The sequence below is a fragment of the Variovorax sp. DAIF25 genome (assembly GCF_050711835.1).
GTDB lineage: Bacteria > Pseudomonadota > Gammaproteobacteria > Burkholderiales > Burkholderiaceae_C > Variovorax.
In genome coordinates, this window is sequence record NZ_CP136636.1 from 1,235,209 (window position 1) to 1,256,937 (window position 21,729).

19 protein-coding genes are annotated in these 21,729 nt (G+C 69.9%); 17 read left to right on the forward strand and 2 right to left on the reverse strand.

The window, feature by feature from the left end; translation table 11 throughout:
• Nucleotides 1-1,380: a hypothetical protein gene (locus R0232_RS05600; RefSeq protein WP_431511500.1), complete on the reverse strand. Its 1,380-nt coding sequence runs from the start codon at nucleotides 1,378-1,380 to the stop codon at nucleotides 1-3.
• Between the two features lie 63 nt (nucleotides 1,381-1,443).
• On the opposite strand from R0232_RS05600, the gene dapF reads away from it, so the two are divergent.
• The 6 genes from dapF to R0232_RS05630 all read left to right on the forward strand — a co-directional run bounded on the left by dapF (nucleotide 1,444) and on the right by R0232_RS05630 (nucleotide 7,097).
• A complete protein-coding gene (gene dapF, locus R0232_RS05605) occupies nucleotides 1,444-2,319 on the forward strand; it encodes a diaminopimelate epimerase (protein WP_208512064.1) in 876 nt (291 codons plus the stop codon).
• Complete coding sequence (locus R0232_RS05610; protein WP_431511501.1) at nucleotides 2,316-3,017, forward strand: DUF484 family protein; 702 nt, start codon at nucleotides 2,316-2,318, stop codon at nucleotides 3,015-3,017. The genes dapF and R0232_RS05610 overlap by 4 nt, the downstream gene beginning before the upstream one ends.
• Complete coding sequence (locus tag R0232_RS05615) at nucleotides 3,014-3,673, forward strand: YdcF family protein (RefSeq protein ID WP_431511502.1); 660 nt, start codon at nucleotides 3,014-3,016, stop codon at nucleotides 3,671-3,673. The genes R0232_RS05610 and R0232_RS05615 overlap by 4 nt, the downstream gene beginning before the upstream one ends.
• Entirely contained in the window at nucleotides 3,657-4,703 is a 1,047-nt protein-coding gene (locus R0232_RS05620; RefSeq protein WP_431511503.1) for a tyrosine recombinase XerC, read from the forward strand. Before R0232_RS05615 ends, R0232_RS05620 begins: the two co-directional genes overlap by 17 nt.
• Nucleotides 4,700-5,923 carry a class I SAM-dependent rRNA methyltransferase gene (locus R0232_RS05625; protein WP_057597014.1) on the forward strand — a complete coding sequence of 408 codons (1,224 nt, stop codon included), beginning with the start codon at nucleotides 4,700-4,702 and terminating at the stop codon, nucleotides 5,921-5,923. Before R0232_RS05620 ends, R0232_RS05625 begins: the two co-directional genes overlap by 4 nt.
• Before the next feature lie 121 nt (nucleotides 5,924-6,044).
• The gene (locus R0232_RS05630; RefSeq protein ID WP_093353350.1) at nucleotides 6,045-7,097 is read left to right on the forward strand and encodes a CobW family GTP-binding protein; all 1,053 of its coding nucleotides are present in this window, start codon (nucleotides 6,045-6,047) and stop codon (nucleotides 7,095-7,097) included.
• A gap of 51 nt (nucleotides 7,098-7,148) precedes the next feature.
• On the opposite strand, the gene R0232_RS05635 is transcribed toward R0232_RS05630, so the two are convergent.
• On the reverse strand, nucleotides 7,149-8,606 hold the full coding sequence (locus tag R0232_RS05635) for a YdgA family protein (RefSeq protein ID WP_431511504.1): 1,458 nt from the start codon (nucleotides 8,604-8,606) through the stop codon (nucleotides 7,149-7,151).
• Between the two features lie 704 nt (nucleotides 8,607-9,310).
• On the opposite strand from R0232_RS05635, the gene dksA reads away from it, so the two are divergent.
• The 11 genes from dksA (at nucleotide 9,311) to mraY (ending at nucleotide 21,724) form a co-directional block, all read left to right on the forward strand.
• On the forward strand, nucleotides 9,311-10,003 hold the full coding sequence (gene dksA, locus R0232_RS05640) for an RNA polymerase-binding protein DksA (RefSeq protein WP_408908436.1): 693 nt from the start codon (nucleotides 9,311-9,313) through the stop codon (nucleotides 10,001-10,003).
• A gap of 46 nt (nucleotides 10,004-10,049) precedes the next feature.
• Nucleotides 10,050-11,708, forward strand: coding sequence for an STAS domain-containing protein (locus R0232_RS05645; protein ID WP_296780862.1), 1,659 nt, complete (start codon nucleotides 10,050-10,052; stop codon nucleotides 11,706-11,708).
• A gap of 58 nt (nucleotides 11,709-11,766) precedes the next feature.
• Entirely contained in the window at nucleotides 11,767-12,312 is a 546-nt protein-coding gene (hslV, locus tag R0232_RS05650) for an ATP-dependent protease subunit HslV (protein ID WP_057597019.1), read from the forward strand.
• A gap of 11 nt (nucleotides 12,313-12,323) precedes the next feature.
• Complete coding sequence (hslU, locus tag R0232_RS05655; protein ID WP_208510403.1) at nucleotides 12,324-13,646, forward strand: ATP-dependent protease ATPase subunit HslU; 1,323 nt, start codon at nucleotides 12,324-12,326, stop codon at nucleotides 13,644-13,646.
• A gap of 272 nt (nucleotides 13,647-13,918) precedes the next feature.
• Nucleotides 13,919-14,347, forward strand: a complete 429-nt coding sequence (mraZ, locus tag R0232_RS05660; RefSeq protein WP_057597021.1) for a division/cell wall cluster transcriptional repressor MraZ — start codon at nucleotides 13,919-13,921, stop codon at nucleotides 14,345-14,347.
• An 8-nt stretch (nucleotides 14,348-14,355) separates the two neighbouring features.
• Nucleotides 14,356-15,279 carry a 16S rRNA (cytosine(1402)-N(4))-methyltransferase RsmH gene (gene rsmH, locus R0232_RS05665; RefSeq protein ID WP_208510404.1) on the forward strand — a complete coding sequence of 308 codons (924 nt, stop codon included), beginning with the start codon at nucleotides 14,356-14,358 and terminating at the stop codon, nucleotides 15,277-15,279.
• Nucleotides 15,280-15,387: 108 nt separating this feature from the next.
• Complete coding sequence (ftsL, locus tag R0232_RS05670) at nucleotides 15,388-15,753, forward strand: cell division protein FtsL (RefSeq protein WP_208510405.1); 366 nt, start codon at nucleotides 15,388-15,390, stop codon at nucleotides 15,751-15,753.
• Complete coding sequence (locus R0232_RS05675) at nucleotides 15,750-17,498, forward strand: peptidoglycan D,D-transpeptidase FtsI family protein (RefSeq protein WP_093353367.1); 1,749 nt, start codon at nucleotides 15,750-15,752, stop codon at nucleotides 17,496-17,498. The genes ftsL and R0232_RS05675 overlap by 4 nt, the downstream gene beginning before the upstream one ends.
• A 2-nt stretch (nucleotides 17,499-17,500) precedes the next feature.
• Nucleotides 17,501-19,066: a Mur ligase family protein gene (locus R0232_RS05680; protein ID WP_431511505.1), complete on the forward strand. Its 1,566-nt coding sequence runs from the start codon at nucleotides 17,501-17,503 to the stop codon at nucleotides 19,064-19,066.
• Nucleotides 19,063-20,523, forward strand: coding sequence for a UDP-N-acetylmuramoyl-tripeptide--D-alanyl-D-alanine ligase (locus tag R0232_RS05685; protein ID WP_431511506.1), 1,461 nt, complete (start codon nucleotides 19,063-19,065; stop codon nucleotides 20,521-20,523). The genes R0232_RS05680 and R0232_RS05685 overlap by 4 nt, the downstream gene beginning before the upstream one ends.
• A gap of 22 nt (nucleotides 20,524-20,545) precedes the next feature.
• A complete protein-coding gene (gene mraY / locus R0232_RS05690; RefSeq protein ID WP_057597027.1) occupies nucleotides 20,546-21,724 on the forward strand; it encodes a phospho-N-acetylmuramoyl-pentapeptide-transferase in 1,179 nt (392 codons plus the stop codon).
• The last annotated feature ends 5 nt before the right edge of the window (nucleotides 21,725-21,729 follow it).

Genomic DNA, 21,729 nt, shown 5'->3' on the forward strand with positions numbered 1-21,729 from the left:
TCAGCCGCCGTGCGCGCCGAGCCACGCGAGGGCTTCGGCGCGCACGCGTTCGTCGGCATCGTGCCGGGCCGCATGGGCGACGGTCTCGTGCCACGGGCGGCCGGCGCGCTTCCAGGCCGCGAGGCTGTAGAGGGCGGTCCAGCGCACGCCGGCATCGGCGTCGTGCGCGATGCGGTCGGCCAGCGCGGGCAGCAGCCGGCGGCCGGCGGCGGCGCCGAGGCCGCGGTCGTCCATCAGGCTGGCGGCATGCAGGCGCACGCGCGCGTGCGGCGCGGCGAGGCCGCGCAAGGCCTCGTCGACCTCGCCGGTGCGCAGGCTGCAGTAGCTGCTGCCGGGCTTGAGAATGGCGAGCGCGCGGGCCTCGGCGGCGGGCGAGAACGACAGCAGGGCCTCGAGCGGTCGGTAGTCGAGCGTCAGTGGCGTGCGGTCGCGGAAGGCGGAGTAGGGCGCGCACAGGCCTTCGATGGCGACCTCGGTGTCCGCGTCGGTCGCCAATTGCGCGAGCAGCCAGTCGCTGTCGCCGAGAAAGGCCAGGGCGCGCGCGGCCCACGAACGGTCGGGCGGCTCGCCGCGGCCGCTGGCCTGTCGGCGCAGCGCGGCCAGCACCTCGGGCGTGGTGATGCCGATGCGGCCCAGCAGCGAGGCCGCTTCCCAGGCCCGGCCCTTGGGCGCCAGCCGTTCGAGCAGCGGCGGCACGGCGGGCGCGCCGAGGCGGCAGAGCCATTCGGCCGCGTCTTCGCCGTCGATGGCGCCCTCGAAGCGGCCCAGCCGCTCGACCAGGTACTGCGCCTGGGCCTCCTCCGGCAGCGCGGCGACGCGGCGGCGCTCGCTCTCGTGCGCGTCCTCCTCGGGCATCAGCGCGAGGAAGGCCTTCTCGCCGATGCAGCGGCGCACCCAGGCCGGGCCGCCCTCCTCGTCGTGCAGGAAGACGACGAAGCCGGGCACGAGCCGATCCGGATGGCTCTGCGCCAGCGCCTTGCGGATCTTCTTGGTGGCGCTCACCAGCATGTCGACGCAGCGGCGCTCGCCCGCGAGCCAGGCGCGGCGCGTGGACTGCATCGCGGCCGCGGCCGCCTCGGCGCCGGCGCCCAGGGCCTCGCTCTCGAAGCCGCTCAGGTCCCAGCGCCAGTCGGGCGGGTTCCAGGCCGCCTCCCAGAAACGGCCGGCCGGCGGGCCGCCCAGGGCGCCGAGGCTGTGGGCCGCCAGGCCGGGCAGGAACACCGGGCCGTCGAGTTCGCGGTAGAGGCCGTACAGGGTGGCGGCGTAGAAGCGTTCGCCGGGATTCTGGTCCAGCAGGGCCCGCAGCGCGCGCACGGCGTCGTCCACGAGCAGCGGTTCCAGCGCCTTCCAATCGGTGGGCGGCGGGGTTTCGGAGGACATGGGCAGGCGATTTCCTTTGGGCCCGCGATCCTAAGGGCCGGTGCCGCTGGCGATAATCCGTCGATGCGAATCCGCTTTACCAAGATGCAGGGGGCCGGCAACGATTTCGTCGTGCTCGACGAAACGCGCGGCACGCTGGGCCTCACGGCCGCGCAGTACCGCTTCCTGGCCGACCGCCACTTCGGCGTCGGCGCCGACCAGATCCTCACGGTGCGGCCCGCGCGCGCCGCGGGCACCGACTTCCAGTACGTGATCCACAACGCCGACGGCGGCGAGGTCGAGCAGTGCGGCAATGGCGCGCGCTGCTTCATGCGCTTCGTGCGCGAGCACGGCCTGACCGACAAGGACACGGTGCGCGTCGAAACCCTGGCCGGCGTGATCGAGCCGCGCATGGGCGACGACGGCCGCGTGACGGTCGACATGGGCGCGCCGATCTTCGAACCCGAGCGCGTGCCCTTCGACACCGCCGGACTCGACCCGCAGCCCGAGGGCGGCTGGCACACCTGGCACCTGGCGCTGGGCACGCGGGCCGGCAGCGCTATCGTTTCGGTAGCGGTGCTGTCGATGGGCAACCCGCACGCGGTGCAGCTCGTCGACGACGTCGAGACCGCGCCCGTGGCCGAGCAGGGGCCGCAGATCGAACACCATCCGCGCTTTCCGCAGCGCGTGAACGCCGGTTTCCTGCAGGTGGTCGACCGCGCGCACGTGAAGCTGCGCGTGTTCGAGCGCGGCGCGGGCGAAACCCTGGCCTGCGGCACCGGCGCCTGCGCGGCGGTGGTGGCGGGCATCCGCCTCGGACTGCTGGACCGCCGGGTCGACGTGCAGACGCACGGCGGCATGCTCACCATCGAATGGCAGGGCGAGGGCCGGCCGGTGCTGATGACGGGCCCGGCCACCACGGTGTTCGAGGGCGACATCGAGGTGCCGGACCTGCCATGACCTCCTTCACGAACAACCAAGACGCGAACGCCATGAACCCGATCACCGAAGACGACATCGCGAACTACCTGGCGAACACGCCCGACTTCTTCGAGCGCCATGCCCAGCTGCTGGCGCAGGTGCAGCTCACCAGCCCGCACGGCAACCGCGCCGTGAGCCTGCAGGAGCGCCAGGCCGAGATGCTGCGCGAGAAGATCAAGGCGCTCGAGCACCGCGTGATGGACATGGTGCGCCACGGCACCGAGAACGTGGTGATCGCCGACCGGCTGCAGCGCTGGACCGCGGGCCTCTTGACCACGCGCGACCCGCGCAGCCTGCCCTACCGCATCGCGGTCGACCTGCAGTCGCTGTTCCTGGTGCCGCAGACGGCGATCAAGGTCTGGGACTGCGGCACCGAATACCTCAACGAGGCCTATGCGCAGTGGGTCAGCGACGACGTGAAGGCGCTCGCGACCTCGCTGACCGCGCCGTACTGCGGCATCAACGCGGGCTTCGAGGCGGCCAACTGGCTGCCCGAGCCGAATGCCGCGGCCTCGATCTCGCTGATCCCGCTGCGCGCCGAGCCCAACGGCCCGGCCTTCGGCCTGCTGGTGCTGGCCTCGCCCGACGCGCAGCGCTTCAACGCCGAGATGGGCACCGACTTCCTCGAGCGCATCGCCGAACTGGCTTCGGGCGCGCTGTCGCGGCTGCGGCCTTGATCCGTCCCGTCGCGGCGCTGGGGCACCTGTGGCGCCGGGTGCCGCGCGTGCTGCGAATCGCAGGCTGGAGCTTGTTCGGGCTGGGTGCGATCGTCTATGCGGCAGCCTGGACCGTGGTGTGGCAGGGCGCGCGCGAAGCGCTCGCCAATCCGCCGCAGCGCGCGGCCGACGCCGCGCTGGTGCTCGGCAACCGCGCCTACCTGCGCGGCAAGCCCAATCCCTGCCTGACCGGGCGCGTCGACGAGGGCGTGGCCCTGGCGCGCGCCGGGCTGGCGCGCGAGCTGCTGTTCTCGGGCGGCGTCGACAGCGAGGACGGCCGCATCGAGGCCGAGGTGATGGAGCAGCATGCGCGCGCCGTGGGCCACAGCGGGCCGATGCGGCAGGAGCGGGTGTCGAGCTCGACGCGGCTGAACCTCGCGCTGTCGACGCCGATGCTGCAGGCGGCCGGCGTGCGCAGCGTGATCGTGGTGTCGGAGCCCTATCACCTGTGGCGCGTGAAGCGGCTGGCACAAAACAGCGGCTTCGACCGCGCCTTCGACGTGCAGTACGCGGCCGCGCCCTCGAGCTGCTGGCGACGCTGGGGAATGGTCTTCAAGGGCGCATTGCGCGAGCCGCTCGCGGTCGTGAACAATGCCGCGCATGGCTACCTCTTCTAGCGCGGCCGGGGCCGAGGCCCCGCCCGCCGACTCGGGCTGGATCGAGAAATACCTGGAGTACGTGCGCGTGGAGCGCCGGCTGTCGGCGCGCACGCTCGAGCTCTACAGCTACCACCTGAAGGAGCTGGCGGCGAACGCGGCCGAGGCGAAGCTGCCGCTGGACCGCGTGCAGACCGCGCACGTGCGCCGCTGGATGGCGCAGCTGCATGGCTCGGGCCGCGAGCCGCGCGGCATCGCGCTGGTGCTGTCGTGCTGGCGCAGCTTCTACCGCTGGCTCGGGCACGAGAAGCTGATCGGCTTCAACCCGGTGCAGGACGTGCACGCGCCCAAGGCCGACCGCCCGCTGCCCAAGGCGCTGGGCGTGGACGATGCGGTGCGGCTGGCCGAGCTGCACGACACCGAGGCCGACCCCTGGACCGAGACCCGCGACCGCGCGATCGTCGAGGTGCTCTACGGCTGCGGCCTGCGCGTGAGCGAGCTCACGGGGCTCGACGCGCGCGCGAGCCAGACCGCGCGCGGCTGGATCGACATGGACGCCCACGAGGCCAGCGTGCTCGGCAAGGGCAGCAAGCGGCGCATGGTGCCGGTGGGCTCGAAGGCGATCGAGGCCCTGACGGCCTGGCTCGCGGTGCGCGGCGACTGCGCGGCGCTCACGGCCGCCACCCTGCGCGAGCCGGCCGAGGCGGCGGCGCTCTTCATCAGCGCCAAGGGCGTGCGGATGTCCTCGCAGGCGGTGTGGAAGCTGCTGCGCGGGCGCAGCCTCAAGGCCGGCCTCGCGACGCCGGTGCATCCGCACATGCTGCGCCATTCCTTCGCGAGCCACGTGCTGCAGTCGAGCAGCGACCTGCGCGCGGTGCAGGACCTGCTGGGGCACGCGAACATCGCGACCACGCAGGTCTACACGCGGCTCGATTTCCAGCACCTGGCGCGCGCCTACGATGCGGCGCATCCGCGCGCGCGGGCCCGCGACGACGATGGCGGCAGTGGCAGCAGCCGTGGCGTCAAGAAAACTCCCGACAAGAAAACATGAAAACCCTCCGACTCAAGCCCGGCAAGGAGCGCTCGCTGCAGCGCCGCCATCCCTGGGTGTTCGAATCCGCCATCGCGCGCGGCGGCGCCGATGCCGGCGAGACCGTGCGCATCGAATCGCACGACGGTGCCTTCCTCGCCTGGGCGGCCTTCAGCCCCGATTCCAAGATCCGCGCGCGTGCCTGGAGCTTCGTCGAGACGCAGCGCATCGACGCGGCCTTTCTCGCGTCGGTGGTGGCACGCGCGGTCGCGGCGCGCGGCCTGTTCGAGCTCCAGAGCGACGGCGTGCGGCTGGTGCACGGCGAGGCCGACGGCCTGCCGGGCCTGATCGTGGACCGCTACGGCGACACGCTGGTGGCGCAGTTCCTGTCGGCCGGCGTGGAGCGCTGGAAGGCCGTGCTGGCCGATGCGTTGCTGAAGGCGACCGGCCTGTCGAAGCTCTACGAGCGCTCGGACGCCAGCGGGCGCGAGCGCGAGGGGCTCAAGCCTGTGACGGGCTGGCTGCGCGGACAGGACGAGGCGACCGAGATCGTGATCCGCGAGCACGACTGGAAGCTGTCGCTGGACATCGCCACCGGCCACAAGACCGGCTTCTACCTCGACCAGCGCGACAGCCGCCGGCGCTTTGCCGAGATGGCGCGGCACCGGCGCTTCCGGCGCGTGCTCAACTGCTTCTGCTACACGGGCGGCTTCACGGTGGCGGCGCTCGCGGGCCTGAAGGCGGCGGACGCGGTGAAGGGCGCCTCGCTGGTGTCGGTCGATTCCTCGCTGCCGGCGCTGGAGCGCGCGCGCGGCCACCTGGCGCTCAACGGCTTCGACGCGGCGGCCGACGGCTTCGAGGCCGAGTTTCTCGACGCCAACGTGAACACCGTGCTGCGCGAGTTCCTCGACCAGGGGCGCAGCTTCGACGCGATCGTGCTCGATCCGCCGAAGTTCGCGCCCACGGTGGCGCATGCCGAGCGCGCCGCGCGCGCCTACAAGGACATCAACCGGCTCGCGCTCAAGCTGCTCGAGCCGGGCGGGGTGCTGCTGACCTTCTCGTGCTCGGGCGGCGTGGGCGCCGACCTGTTCCACAAGATCGTGGCCTCGGCCGGGCTCGATGCCGGCGTGGACGGCTACATCGCCGAACGACTGGGCGCGGCGCCCGACCATCCGATGACCATCGAATTCCCCGAGGGCGAGTACCTCAAGGGGCTGGCGGTGGTGCGAAAACCCGCTTGACCGTGCCGGCCGAAGGGGGCTTGGCCCCCGCGGCAACGCAACTCAGTGGCACTGGCTACACTGCCCGCCAGTTTCCCGTTTTCCGATCCATTCCATCCGTTTTCCGCTTCCGGAGCACCCCATGGCCCTGATTCCCGCCACCATCCTCACCGGCTTCCTCGGCTCGGGCAAGACGACCTTGCTCAAGCGCATCCTGACCGAGGCCCACGGCCAGAAGATCGCGGTCATCGAGAACGAGTTCGGCGAGGAGAACATCGACAGCGACATCCTCGTGACCGAATCGAAGGAGCAGATCGTGCAGATGAGCAACGGCTGCGTCTGCTGCACCATCCGCGAAGACCTGCGCGAGGCGCTGCAGCTGCTGGCCGCCAAGAAGCGCCAGGGCCTGCTGGAGTTCGACCGCGTGGTGATCGAGACCACGGGCCTGGCCGATCCCGGCCCGGTGGCGCAGACCTTCTTCATGGACGACGAGATCGCCGAGAGCTACCTGCTCGACTCGATCCTGACCCTGGTCGATGCCAAGCACGCGCCGCAGCAGCTCAACGACCGCCAGGAGGCGCGCCGCCAGGTGGGCTTCGCCGACCAGATCTTCATCAGCAAGAGCGAGCTGGTGTCGGCCGAGGAGACCGAGGCGCTGATCCATCGCCTCAAGCACATGAACCCGCGCGCGCCGCAGCAGAAGGCGCATTTCGGCGATGTGCCGCTCAAGGACATCTTCGACCTGCGTGGCTTCAACCTGAACGCCAAGCTCGACATCGACCCCGACTTCCTGAAGGAAGACGACCACGATCATCACGACCATGACCACGCGCATGGCGAGCACTGCGACCATCCCTCGCACAAGCACGAGGGCCACGGCCACCATCACCACACGGACGACGACGTCAAGAGCTTCGTCTACAAGGCCGACCGTGCCTTCGACCCGGCCAAGCTGGAAGACTTCCTGGGCGCGATCGTCAACATCTACGGCCCGCGCATGCTGCGCTACAAGGGCGTGCTCAACATGAAGGGCACCGAGCGCAAGGTGATCTTCCAGGGCGTGCACCAGCTGATGGGCAGCGACCTCGGTCCCGAATGGGGCAAGGACGAGCAGCGCCAGAGCCGCATGGTGTTCATCGGCATCGAGCTGCCGCGCGAGATCCTCGAGCAGGGGCTCGAGCAGTGCTTGGTATGAGCTGAGTTTTCCGAATGAAGAAAAGGCGCCGGCCGCGAGGCCGGCGCCTTTTTACTTGGCGGGCAGCTCGACGGGCTTGCCGATCAGCTTGAGCTGGCCGCCGCTGAACTCGACCTGGCTGGTCACGTCGTCGCCCGCGCGCTTCAGGTAGCCCTGCTGCTCGAACTGTTCGATCATCAGCGCGGCCACTTCGGGCGACGGCGCCTGGCTGCCGCCGGCGGTCCCGGCGATCTTCTCGATCCACTTCACCGGCAGCCGCCCGTTGGCCTTGAGCACGCCGCGTTTGAGCAGCAGCGCGTTGCCGGGCAGCTGCAGGTCCTCGTCGGTCACGCCGGCCATGGCGACCGAGTAGCCGAACTCGGCGCGCTGGCCGTCGATCTCGACCAGCAGCCGGTCGACGCCGACCTCGGGGCCATGCTTGGCCATGGCCTTGAGATCGGGCGCGATCTGGTCGGCCAGCGCGCGCAGCGCGGCCTGCGAGGCCTTGCCGCGGATGCAGCCGTTGGCGGCGGCCGAGCGGGTCCAGGCCTCGGCCAGCTTGCGGTAGCCGCCGACGTCGATGCGGCGCGTGCTGCTGGCCATCTCGAAGTTGTCGATGCGCGTCGCGCCGACCGAGCCCGTGCCCTTGAAGGTGCCGGTGCCGGTGTAGAGGCCGTTCTCGATGGTGGCGTCGCTGGCGGCGTCGAGGCCCTGCAGCACGATGGCGGGGAAGGGCTTGGCGGGGGCGGCGTCGGGATCGGCCTTCTTGCCGGCCACCGTGAATTCCAGCGCCTCGAGCCGGCCCGTGCTCTTGCCGGTGGCCAGCATCCAGCCGTGGCGGATGTCCAGGTCGGCCCGGGCGCCGAGCTTGCCCATCTTGAGGTTGACGCCGTTGCGCAGGTCCGCGGCCTCGAAGCCGGGCAGGGCGAGTTCGTAGTGCGCCTCGGTGCGCGCGCCGTCGACCCGCACGCGCAGCTGCGCGCCCTGCCAGGAGACGCGGGTCTTGCCCTCGTCGGCGAACTGGCCGGGCGCGAGCGTGATCTCGCTGGCGTAGCCGCCGTCGAAGCCGACCCGGGTGTGGGCGCCGAAGGGCCTGGCGTCGCCGAACACCTTCTTGGCCTCGGCCTGGCCCTTGATGTCGAGCAGCAGTTCGCTGTCGATGGTGGCCGCGGCCAGGCTGCCGCCGGCCAGCGGGCCGTGGCGGATGGTGTCGCGGAAACTCAGGCGCAGCGGCTTGGACGGGGTCGGCGCGGCCTCCTCGCCGTCTTCTTCGTCCGGGTCCGCGGGCGGCGCGCCGGCCACGGCGGCGTCGGCCGGGCAGCCGAGTTCCAGCGTCACGGTGCTGACCGCGCCGAGGAAGCCGCGCTCGTAGCTGCGTTCGGTCACGCGCACCAGCGCGCTTTGCTGCGGCAGTTCCGCGAAGGCGCTGTCGTAGAAGGATTTCACCTTGTTGCCGGCCCACCAGGTGCTGCCGGCATAGGCCAGCGCGATCGCGGCGGCCAGGACTCCCAGGACTGTCTTCTTGCTCAAGTTCGGCTTTCTTGTAGGGGTATCCAGGGCCATGAGGCCCCTGGCGCCGGCCCTCCGCCGGCGCGGCGCGATGCTACCGGAGCGCCGTGGGGGCCAAACGCATCGCCCGCGCATTCGAGTTCTCTATACAATCGCGCGCCTGTTGAAAACGCCAGGTCCCCCCGCAAGGGGGCGGCAGGGGTCGAAGACAGGAGGGCGCCGCATGTTTGCGGCGGGCTTTCGGGGGTATAACCCCGGGGTTCGCCGACCGGCGGATGCCCTCGACAACGTGGAGCCCGCGCGGCCGACCAGGTCCGCAGTGGCTCCCATGGGAGGAGACACCAGTGAAAGCGCGTTCCAGTTCGTCCAAGGAGCCAGTCACCGTGAAGAAGCCCGCCGCCAAGGCCACGCCAGCATCCAGGACCGACGCCACCAAGGCGACGGCCGCGAAGCCGGCTGTACCGGCGGCCAAGAAAGCATCTTCCGCGACGGCGACCGTAGCGAAGAAGGAAGGCGCCGCAGCAAAGAGCGTCAAGACAGAGAAGACCGCAACGCCCACGGCCAAGGCCGCGAGCGCATCGGCGAAGAAAGCAGTTCATCCCGCCACCAAGCCTGCCAGCGAGCCGGCGGCAACCGTCCCGGCCAAGAGCGCGAGCAAGACAGCCAAAGCGGGTCCATCGTCCACCAAACCCGTCGGCCCGCGTGCCGTTTCACCTGTTCCCCCGATTCCCATGAAAAAAACGGCTGCCGCCTCTTCCTCCGCCCCGGCGACACCTTCGACCCCCGAGCCCGAAGTCGCCACGGCAACGGCCGCGCCCGCCCCCGCCCGCGGCGGCCGGGTGTCCCGCCTGTCGCAACTGACCGTGCCCTCGATGCCGCAATCGGTGGCATCGACCGCCGCCAAGTCCAGCTTTATCCAGACCGCCTCGCAGGCGCTGGTTCCGCCTCCCCCCGTGAATGTGAAGAAAGATCCGAAGTTGGCCAACAACTGGAAGACCAAGTCCGTCGAAGAACTCAGCGATGCCGAAGTCATCGCGATGCCCGATGCCGAGTACATGAACGAGAAGCAGATGGCCTTCTTCCGCCTGAAGCTCGTCGAACTCAAGCGCGGCATTCTCGAGAATGCCGGCGAAACCACCGAGCACCTGCGTGAAGACACGGTGGTCGTGCCCGATCCGGCCGACCGCGCCACCATCGAGGAAGAACATGCCCTCGAGCTGCGCACCCGCGACCGCGAACGCAAGCTGCTGAAGAAGATCGAGCAGTCGATCCAGCGCATCGACGCCGGCGACTACGGCTACTGCGACGAAACCGGCGAGCCGATCGGCGTGGGCCGCCTGCTGGCCCGCCCGACCGCCACGCTGTCGCTTGAAGCGCAGCAGCGCCGCGAGCTCAAGCAGAAGATGTTCGGGGACTGAGCGCCGGTTCTCCGGCCCGGCTCCGACCGTCGTCCATCGCCCGCGAATGCCAAAGGAAGAAACGGGCCGCCTGCTTTCCAAGGTGGCGAAGTTCGTCCGCAATCCGCTCAAGGATTGGTCGGAGCTGGACACCCCCTCGACGACGAACGCCTCCGATTCCTCGCTGCCCGACCCGGCCTACAGCCGGGAAATGCTCAAGGAGATGATCGAGCGGCGCCAGCGCAACGATTTCGTGCGCCGGCGCGAGTTCGACATGCTGCGCAAGCTGCGCCAGCGCGAGGCCGCCGCCCACGCCTTCGATGCGACGGTCACGCCGTCGTCGTTCAACATCAACAGCACCTCGGAGAAATCCGAGGGCCGCGCGCTCACGCTCAAGAAGATCGACGAGATCGAGGAGCAGATGTCGCAGCAGTGGTGGAAGGGGCGCGGGCCGAACGGCGAGACGCTGGTCAAGTCGCCGCCCGACGCGGGCGCCGAGACGCTGTCGCCGGCCGACACCGACGCGCTGCTCGAGCCGCCCTCCCGGCCGGTGCCCGCGCCGGTGGCGCCCGCGGCCGTGGCCACGGCCTCGCCCAGCGGCACCCACATGGCGACCCGGCTGGCGCAGGACGGCGCGCTCGAGGAGGCGGTGATCCGCTTCGCGCACGGCGATGACGTCGGTGCCGAGGCGATCCTGCTGCAGGCGCTGGCCTCCGAGGGCGCGAGCGGCACCGACGAGACCCATGCCGCGACGGCCGAGCGCGACGACGCCCGCTGGCGCGCGCTGTTCGACCTCTACCGCGCCACCGGCGACGCCGCCAAGTTCGCGGCTGCGCGCATGCGCTATGCCCAGCGCATGCGGCGCATGGGCCCCGACTGGGTGGCGCTCGACGAGCTCGCACGCAGCGTGAAGGCGGTGGCCGCCAGCGAGGAGGGCGACAGCGCCCCCGCCGAAGGCGCCGCCGACTGGGCCGCGCCGCCGAAGCTGGCGCGCGATGGCCTGGTGGCGCTCACGCGGGCGCTGTCGCAGGCCGGCTCGGTCTGGACGCTCGACTGGCGCGCGCTGGGCGCGATCGGCTCCGATGCCGCGGCGCCGCTGCGCGTGCTGTTCGCGCACTGGGCCGATTCGCCGGTCAAGCTGCGCTTCATCGGCGCGGCGCAGCTGCTGGCGGTGCTGGCCGAGTCCGCGCCCAACAACGAGCGCGGCATCGACGACGTCTGGTGGCAGCTGCACATGGCCGCGCTGCGCCTGATGCACCTGCCCGACGACTTCGAGCTGGTGGCGCTCAACTACTGCATCACCTACGAGGTGTCGCCGCCGTCCTGGCAGGACCCGCGCGGCGAATACAGCGCGATCGCCGCGCCGGTGTCCACGCCGTCGCGCATGGGCTCGGTCTGGTCGCTGCTGTCGGTGGGCGGCGAATCCGAGAGCTTCCCCTCGGCCGGCAGCGGCTTCGCGGCGCTCGCGGGCGACCTGCGCGGCGAGTCGCCGTCGAACCTGCAGCGGCTCGATGCCGACCTGCGCGGCGGCACCGCGCCCGTGATCTCCTGCGCCGCGCTGCTGCGTATGGACCTGGCCGCGGCGGCCGCGCTGCTGGGCTGGGTGCGCGAGCGCGATGCCAAGGGCGAGCGGGTGCAGTTCGTCGATGCGCACCGGCTGATCGCGACCCTGTTCGGGCTGGTCGGCATCGCGGACCACGCGACGGTCGCGCTGCGCAAGAACTAGGCTTTCGTGCCGCCGCGCGCGGACTTGCATTGCCCCGCCCAGTCCCCAGATGGCTGCGATGGAACAATTTCACGGCACCACCATCGTGAGCGTGCGCCGCAAGACCCCCCAGGGCGACCAGGTCGCCATCGGTGGGGACGGGCAGGTCACACTCGGAAACATCGTCATCAAGGGCACGGCGCGCAAGGTGCGGCGGCTCTATCACGGCAAGGTGCTGGCCGGCTTCGCCGGCGCCACGGCCGACGCCTTCACCCTGTTCGAACGCTTCGAGGCCAAGCTCGAGAAGCACCAGGGCCACCTGTCGCGCGCCGCGGTCGAACTGACCAAGGACTGGCGCACCGACCGCGTGCTGCGCCGCCTCGAGGCGATGCTGGCCGTGGCCGATGCCACCACCTCGCTGATCATCACCGGCAACGGCGACGTGCTGGAGCCCGAGAACGGCGTGATCGCCATCGGTTCGGGCGGCGCCTACGCGCAGTCGGCGGCCAAGGCGCTGCTCGACAACACCGAGCTCACGGCCGAGCAGATCGTGAAGAAATCGCTGGAGATCGCGGGCGAACTCTGCATTTACACGAACATGAACCACACCGTCGAGACGCTCTGAGGCCTGCCACCATGTCCATGACCCCCCAGGAAATCGTCTCCGAGCTCGACAACCACATCGTCGGCCAGCCGCAGGCCAAGCGCGCCGTGGCCATCGCCCTGCGCAACCGCTGGCGCCGCCAGCAGGTCGACGACAAGCTGCGCGCCGAGATCACGCCCAAGAACATCCTCATGATCGGCCCCACGGGCGTGGGCAAGACCGAGATCGCGCGCCGCCTCGCGCGACTGGCCGATGCGCCCTTCATCAAGGTCGAGGCCACCAAGTTCACCGAGGTGGGCTACGTGGGCAAGGACGTCGACTCGATCATCCGCGACCTGGCCGAGATCGCCGTCAAGCAGACGCGCGAGGCCGAGAGCACCAAGGTGCGCGCGCGTGCCGAGGACGCGGCCGAGGAACGCATCCTCGACGTGCTGCTGCCGCCCGCGCGGCTGGCCGACGGCACCGCGCCCGACAGCGGCAACACCACGCGCCAGGCTTTCCGCAAGAAGCTGCGCGAGCACCAGCTCGACGACAAGGAGATCGAGATCGACCTGGTCGAGACGCGCGCGCCGCTCGAGATCATGGGCCCCGCCGGCATGGAGGAGATGGCCGAGCAGCTCAAGGGCATGTTCGGCCAGATGGGCCAGGGCAAGCGCAAGACGCGCAAGCTCAAGATCGCCGAGGCGATGCGCTTCCTGATCGACGAGGAAGCGGCCAAGCTGGTGAACGAGGACGAGATCCGCGCCCAGGCGATCGCCAATGCCGAGCAGAACGGCATCGTGTTCATCGACGAGATCGACAAGGTCGCCACGCGCAGCGAGGCGCAGGGCACCGACGTCTCGCGCCAGGGCGTGCAGCGCGACCTGCTGCCGCTGGTCGAGGGCACGGCCGTGAGCACCAAGTACGGCGTGGTGCGCACCGACCACATGCTGTTCATCGCGAGCGGCGCCTTCCACCTGAGCAAGCCCAGCGACCTGATCCCCGAGCTGCAGGGGCGCTTCCCGATCCGCGTCGAGCTGCAGTCGCTGTCGGTGGCGGACTTCGAGAGCATCCTCACGCAGACCCGTGCCTCGCTCGTGAAGCAGTACCAGGCGCTGCTGGCCACCGAGGGCGTCACGCTCGACTTCACGCCCGAGGGCGTGACCCGTCTGGCGAGCATCGCCTTCGAGGTCAACGAGCGCACCGAGAACATCGGCGCGCGCCGCCTGTCGACGGTGATGGAGCGTCTTCTCGATGAAGTAAGCTTCGACGCGACCCGTCTCGAGGGTCAGACGATCCGCATCGATGCCGCCTACGTGGACCAGCGCCTGGCGGCACTAAGTCACGACGAAGACCTGTCGCGCTTCATCCTCTGAAGTCGCCTCCCTTGCCCCTGTTACAGGGGCAACGCTTCACGCATCACATTCACTGCGTGAGCTAAGTGGTTCATTCTCAACGAAATTCGCCGATTCCAAAATCTTGGAATCGGCGCTAAGTCGTTGATTCCATTACAAAAAATACCCCGCACGCCTGGTTGCGCCGGAAGTGTTTCCTGCTACAGTGCAAAAAAGTGCAGTTAAGTGGGAAAAAGTGCGAGTAGTGTGCCCTTCGGGCGCTGCGGCCTTCCCACCACAGGGGTTTCTCGGTCGTGTTTCAAGGCGCTTCATCGCTCAGTCTGGATGCCAAGGGGCGGCTTTCCGTGCCGACCCGGCATCGCGACGTCCTGAGCGCCACGGCAGGCGGCCAGCTCACGATCACGAAGCACCCCCATGGCTGCCTGATGGTGTTCCCGCGCCCGGAATGGGAGAAGTTCCGCGAGCGGATCGCCGCGCTGCCGATGTCGGCGCAGTGGTGGAAGCGGGTGTTCCTCGGCAACGCGATGGACGTCGAGATGGACGGCACCGGCCGCATCCTCGTGTCGCCCGAACTGCGCGCGGCCACGGGCATCACGCGCGACACTCTGCTGCTGGGCATGGGCAACCATTTCGAACTCTGGGACAAGGCCACCTACGAGGCCAAGGAGGCCGAGGCCACCCAGGGCGAAATGCCGGATGTGTTTCAGGACTTCGCGTTCTGAGGGGCATCGTGAATATCGCATGGACCCACACGACCGTTCTTCTGGACGAAGCGGTCGAAGCCCTTCTTGCAGGCCAGACGGCCGCGCCCGGCACCTTCGTGGACGCGACTTTCGGCCGGGGCGGGCATTCGCGCGCGATCCTCGCGCGGCTGGCGCCGGAAGGCAGGTTGATTGCCTTCGACAAGGATGCGGAAGCGGTGACCGAAGCAGCGCGCATCTCGGATGCGCGTTTTTCCATCCGGCACCAGGGATTCCGTTCGCTGGGCGAGCTGCCCGGCGCGAGCGTGGCCGGTGTGCTGCTGGACCTGGGCGTGAGCTCGCCGCAGATCGACAACCCGGCGCGCGGTTTCAGTTTTCGTTTCGACGGCCCGCTCGACATGCGCATGGACACCACGCGCGGCGAGAGCGTGGCCGAGTGGCTGGCAACGGCAGAACTCCAACAAATTGCAGAGGTGATCCGTGACTATGGCGAAGAACGGTTTGCTGTTCAGATTGCAAAGGCGATTGTTGCTCGCAGACAAGAACGGGGCGCAATTTCAACCACCACCGAACTGGCCGAGCTCGTGGCTGGCACGGTCAAAACCCGCGAGCCGGGCCAGAACCCTGCAACGCGCACATTTCAGGCTCTTCGGATTTTCATCAACGCCGAGCTTGAAGAGCTGCAACAGGCGCTAGAGGCGAGCCTGTCGGTGCTGCAACCCGGCGGCCGGCTCGCGGTGATCAGTTTCCATTCGCTCGAAGACCGGATCGTGAAGCAGTTCATCGCGAAGCACTCGAAGGAGGTCTACGACCGCCGCGCGCCGTTCGCGGCGCCGAAGGCGATGCGGCTGCGCGCGCTCGAGCGCATCAAGCCCTCCGAGGCCGAGGTCAGCGGCAACCCGCGCTCGCGCAGCGCGATCCTGCGCGTGGCCGAACGAACGGAGACGCCATGACACGACCTCGCGTCCACGGTCCCGCCCGCACGATTTCCAGCCGCCGCACCACGGGCGGCTTCGTGCCTTCTGCGGCCGCCCTGCGCGGCGAACGGGGAGGCCGCTGAGATGGCACGCCTGAACCTGCTGCTGCTGCTGTCCGTGATCGCCACGGCGCTCTACCTCGTGCACACGCAATACCTCTCGCGCCAGCTCTACACCGAGCTCGACCGCACGATGCAGGAGACGCGCCGCCTCGAGCTCGACCACGACCGGCTGCAGGTCGAGAAGCGCGCGCAGGCCACGCCGCTGCGCGTGGAGAAGCTCGCGAAGGAACAGCTGCAGATGCGCACCACCTCGCCGGCCATCACGCAGTACGTGCGTCCCGACGGCAGCGTGATCCCGGCCGTGGTCGCGCCGCCGCCCGCGCCGCCCGTCAACAAGCCGGCCGCCACCAAGCCGGCCGCCGCCGCGGCCGCAAGGGGACAGCGATGACCCGCCGCAGCGTGCGCTACACCACCAGCCCCCTGCTGGCGAGCAAGACGCCGGTCTGGCGCAGCAAGTTCATCGTCGGCGGCATCGCGCTGGGCTTCGTCGTGCTCGCGGGCCGCGCGGCCTACGTGCAGGTGTTCGGCAACAGCTTCTTCCAGCGCCAGGGCGAGGTGCGCTTCGCGCGCACGCTCGAGCTGCCGGCCAACCGCGGCCGCATCCTCGACCGCAACGGCCTGATCCTCGCGTCGAGCGTGGTGGCGCCCAGCATCTGGGCCATTCCCGAGGACGTGGAGCGCGACGATCCCGAGGTGCGCGCCAAGCTCAAGCAGGTGGCCAAGCTGCTCGAGATGCCGCAGAAGGACTTCGACAAGAAGCTCGAGGACGAGGACAAGACCTTCGTCTGGATCAAGCGCCAGGTCGACGAGCCGATCGCCAAGCAGATCGCCGCGATGAACCTCAAGGGCATCTACCAGCGCAAGGAATACAAGCGCCAGTACCCCGAGGGCGAGGCCGCCGCGCACGTGGTGGGCTTCACCAACGTCGAGGACAGCGGCCAGGAAGGCATCGAGCTCGCGTTCGACAAGGACCTGGCCGGCAAGGCCGGCTCGCGCCGCGTGATCAAGGACCGCCTGGGCCGCGTGGTCGAGGGCGTGGGCGAGCAGGTGCCACCGCTCGACGGCAAGGACATCCAGCTCAGCGTCGACAGCAAGGTGCAGTTCTTCGCCTACCAGAAGCTGCGCGACGCCGTGACCGCGCGCAAGGCCAAGGCCGGCAGCGTGGTGGTGCTCGACGCCGTGACCGGCGAGGTGCTGGCGCTGGCCAACTACCCGAGCTACGTGCCCGACAAGCGGCAGAACCTCACGGGCGAGCAGCTGCGCAACCGCGCGATGACCGACACCTTCGAGCCCGGCTCGACCATGAAGCCGATCACCGTGGCGATGGCGCTGGAGGCCGGCCGGGTCAAGCCCTCGTCGCTGATCGAGACCTCGCCCGGGCGCTACCAGCTCGGCGGCTTCACCATCAGCGACACCCACAACTACGGCACGCTGACGGTCGAGGGCGTGATCCAGAAGTCGAGCAACGTCGGCGCGCTCAAGATCGCGCAGAAGATGACCCCGCACGAGATGTGGGACACCTACACCGCGCTCGGCTACGGCCAGAAGCCGCAGATCCAGTTCCCCGGCGCGGTCACCGGCCGGCTGCGGCCCTGGAAGACCTGGAAGCCGGTCGAGCAGGCCACCATGGCCTACGGCTACGGCCTGTCGGCCTCGCTGTTTCAAATGGCACATTCGTACACCGCGTTCGCGCACGACGGCGCGATCATTCCGGCGACGATCCTCAAGAACACCGAACCGCCGGCCGGCGTGCGCGTCTTCTCGCCGTCGAACGCGCTCGCGGTGCGCAAGATGCTGCAGATGGCCGCGGGCCCGGGCGGTACCGGCACGCGCGCGCAGACCATTGGCTATTCGGTCGGCGGCAAGTCGGGCACGGCCCACAAGCAGGTCGGCAAGGGCTACGCGAGCAACAAGTACCGCGCCTGGTTCACCGGCATGGCGCCGATCGAGAAGCCGCGCATCATCGTCGCGGTGATGATCGACGAGCCCAGCGACGGCCAGTACTTCGGCGGCCTGGCCGCGGCGCCCGTGTTCAGCGAGGTCGTGCAGCAGACGCTGCGCATGATGAACGTGCCGCCCGACCTGGCGGTCAAACCCCTGGTGATGACGCAGGGCGTGGACGAGAGCTTCTGAGCATGCTGACCTTCACCTCCCCCCAACTGGCCGCGGCCTGGCTCAAGGAGCGGGTGCCTCGGGGCGCGCTGCATGCCGACAGCCGCTCGGTGGCCGCGGGCGACGTGTTCGTCGCCTGGCCCGGCGCCGCGACCGATGGCCGCAAGCACGTGGCGGCGGCGCTGGCGCAGGGTGCAGCGGCCTGCCTGGTCGAGCACGAGGGCGTCGAGGCCTTCGGCTTCGATCTGGGCGAATACAGCGAGCGCATCGTCAGCTACCCCGGCCTCAAGGCCGCCACCGGCCCGATCGCCGCGGCCTTCTACGACCATCCTTCGGCCCGGCTCGACCTGCTGGCCGTGACCGGCACCAACGGCAAGACTTCCACCGCCTGGTGGCTGGCCGAAGCGCTGTCGACCCTGCGGCCGGCCGGCGGCGTGCGCCCGATGCGGCCCGACGGCACGGTGCAGCGCGACGCGCCCTCGCCGTGCGCCGTGATGGGCACGCTGGGCATCGGCGTGCCGCCCGAGCTCACCTATACCGGCCTCACCACGCCCGACCCCGTGATGATGCAGCGCGAGCTGCGCGCGCTGGTCGAGCGCGGCTTCGGCGCCTGCGCCATCGAGGCTTCGTCGATCGGCATCGCCGAGCGCCGGCTCGACGGCGCGCAGATCGCCGTGGCCGTGTTCACCAACTTCACGCAGGACCATCTCGACTACCACGGCAGCATGGACGCCTACTGGCAGGCCAAGGCCGAGCTGTTCCGCTGGCCCGGCCTGCGCGCCGCGGTGATCAACATCGACGACACCCATGGCGCCAGCCTGTGCGCCAACCTGATCGATGCCGGCGTCGGCGCGCTCGACGTCTGGACCGTGTCGGCCGAGGGCAAGCCGGCGCGCCTGGTGGCGCGCGACATCGGTTACGACGCCCTGGGCCTGCAGTTCTCGGTCGCCGAGCACGGCACCGCGGCCGTCGAGCGCGTGACCACCGGCCTGATCGGCCAGTACAACGTGGCCAACCTGCTCGGCGTGCTCGGCACGCTGCGCGCGCTGGGCCTGACGCTCGCGCAGGCCGTGGCGGCGTGCACGAACCTGAGCAGCGTGCCGGGGCGCATGGAGCGCGTGGACGCCGAAGCCGGCGCTCCGCTCGCGGTGGTCGACTACGCCCACACGCCCGACGCCATCGACAAGGCGCTGGCCGGCCTGCGCCCGCTCGCGCAGCAGCGCGGCGGCAAGCTGTGGTGCGTGTTCGGCTGCGGCGGCGACCGCGATCCGATCAAGCGCCCGATGATGGCCGCCGTGGCCGAGCGCCAGGCCGACCACGTCGTGGTGACCAGCGACAACCCGCGCAGCGAGAAGCCCGACGCGATCATCGCGCAGGTGCTGCGCGGCTTCGCGCGGCCCGAGCATGCGCGCGTGCAGGCCGACCGCGCGGCCGCCATCGCCGACACGATCGCGCAGGCCGCGCCCGAGGACGTGGTGCTGATCGCCGGCAAGGGCCACGAGGCCTGGCAGGAGATCGCGGGCCAGCGCCTGCCCTTCTCCGATCGCAGCCATGCGCACGACGCGCTCGCGAAGCGGAGGAGCGCATGAGCGACACCACCTCCCTCGCGCTGACGCTGGCGCAACTGCAGCAGTGGATTCCGGGCGCGCGCCTCGTGGGCGATCCCGCGACCGTGATCGCGCGCGTGCACACAGACACCCGCACCCTGGCCACGGGCGACCTGTTCGTCGCGCTCAAGGGCGAGAACTTCGATGCCAACGACTTCCTGCCGCAGGCCCGCGCCAGCGGCGCGGTGGCCGCGGTCGCGCACGGCGGCCTCGAGGCCGCGGGCCTGGCCGGCCTCGAGGTGCCCGACACCCTGGTGGCGCTCGGCGCCATCGGCGCGCACTGGCGCGCGCAGTTCTCGCTGCCGCTGATCGCCGTGACGGGCAGCAACGGCAAGACCACCGTCACCCAGATGATCGCGGCCATCCTGATGGCCTCGAAGCCCGAGCGCGCGCTCGCGACCGCCGGCAACTTCAACAACGAGATCGGCGTGCCGCTGACCCTGCTGCGCCTGCGCGCGCAGCACCAGCGCGCGGTGGTCGAGCTCGGCATGAACCATCCGGGCGAGATCGCGCGGCTGGCCGCCATCTCGCGCCCGACCATCGCGCTGGTGAACAACGCCCAGCGCGAGCACCAGGAGTTCATGGTCAGCGTCGAGGCCGTGGCGGTCGAGAACGCCGCCGTGTTCGCGGCGCTGCCCGACGACGGCACGGCCGTGTTCCCGCACGGCGACGAGTTCACCACGCTGTGGAGCGACATGGCGCGCGACGGCGCCGCGCGCCGCTGCCTGACCTTCGGCGAGCACGACGATGCCGACATCGGCCTCGAGCATGCCGAATGGACCCAGGGCGCCTGGCAGGTGCGCGTGCGCACGCCGCTCGGCGGCTTCGCCACGCGGCTGCACATCGCGGGCCGCCACAACGTGATCAATGCACTCGCGGCCACCGCCTGCGCACTGGCCGCGGGCGTGTCGATCGACACCATCGCCGCCGGCCTCGATGCCTTCGAGCCGGTCAAGGGCCGCTCCAAGGCCAGCGCGCTCGCGCTGGCCGGCGGCCGCGCCATCACCCTGGTCGACGACAGCTACAACGCCAACCCCGACTCGGTGCGCGCCGCGATCGACGTGCTCGCCGCGCTGCCGGGCCCGCGCCTGCTGGTGCTGGGCGACATGGCCGAGGTCGGCGAGCGCTCGGACGAATTCCATGCCGAGGTCGGCGACTGGGCGCGCCAGCGCGGCATCGAGACCGTCTACACGCTCGGCAGCGCCTCCGAGCACAGCATCGCCGCCTTCCAGCGCAGTGATGCGGCCACGGTCGGCGGCGGACGCCATTTCGAGGACATCGACACCCTGAACGCCGCGGTGCTCGCGCGGCTGCCGCTGGTCGGCAGCGTGCTGGTCAAGGGCTCGCGCTCCATGAAGATGGAACGCGTGGTCCAGGCCATCGCCGCGCAGGGTGCGACCCCGCAGACACAACCACAACAAGAAGGAGGCCGTCCCTGATGCGGGGGCGGTGCGCAATTTCATGTTCATGAGCCTGGCCCAATGGCTGCAGACCCTCTCGCCGGAACTCGGGTTCCTGCGGGTGTTCCAGTACCTGACCTTCCGCGCGCTGATGGCGGCGCTGACCGCGCTCGTGGTCGGCCTCGTGGCCGGTCCGTACGTGATCCGGCGCCTGACCGCGCTGAAGATCGGCCAGCCGGTGCGCGGTTACGCGATGGAGACCCACCTGAGCAAGAGCGGCACGCCCACCATGGGCGGCGTGCTGGTGCTGTTCGCGATCGCCTTCGCCACCATCCTGTGGTTCGACCTCTCGAACCGCTTCGTCTGGATCGTGCTGTGGGTCACGCTGGGCTTCGGCGCGATCGGCTGGGTCGACGACTGGCGCAAGGTGGTGCACAAGGACCCCGAGGGCATGCGCTCGCGCGAGAAGTACTTCTGGCAATCGGTGGTGGGGCTGCTCGCGGCCTTCTACCTGCTGTTCAGCATCTCCGAGAGCTCGAACTGGCGCGTGCTGCAGCTGTTCTTCGCCTGGGTGCAGTCGGGCTTCGACCTCGACTTCCCGCCCAAGATCAACCTGCTGGTGCCCTTCTTCAAGGAAGTCAGCTATCCGCTGGGCGGCATCGGCTTCGTGATCCTCACCTACCTGGTGATCGTGGGCGCGAGCAATGCGGTGAACCTCACCGACGGCCTCGACGGCCTGGCGATCATGCCGGTGGTGATGGTGGGCTCGGCGCTGGGCGTGTTCGCCTACGTGACCGGCAGCGCGGTCTACTCGAAGTACCTGCTGTTCCCGAACATCCCGGGCTCGGGCGAGCTGCTGGTGTTCTGCTCGGCGATGGCCGGCGCGGGCCTGGCCTTCCTCTGGTTCAACACCCATCCGGCGCAGGTCTTCATGGGCGACGTGGGCGCGCTCGCGCTCGGCGGCGCGCTGGGCACCATCGCGGTCATCGTGCGCCAGGAGATCGTGTTCTTCATCATGGGCGGCATCTTCGTGGTCGAGGCGATCTCGGTGATGGCGCAGGTCACCTACTTCAAGTACACGAAGAAGCGCTTCGGCGAGGGCCGCCGCGTGCTCAAGATGGCGCCGCTGCACCACCACTTCGAGAAGAGCGGCTGGCGCGAGACGCAGGTCGTGGTGCGCTTCTGGATCATCACGATGCTGCTGTGCCTCGTGGGCCTGTCGACGCTGAAGCTGCGCTGAGAGAC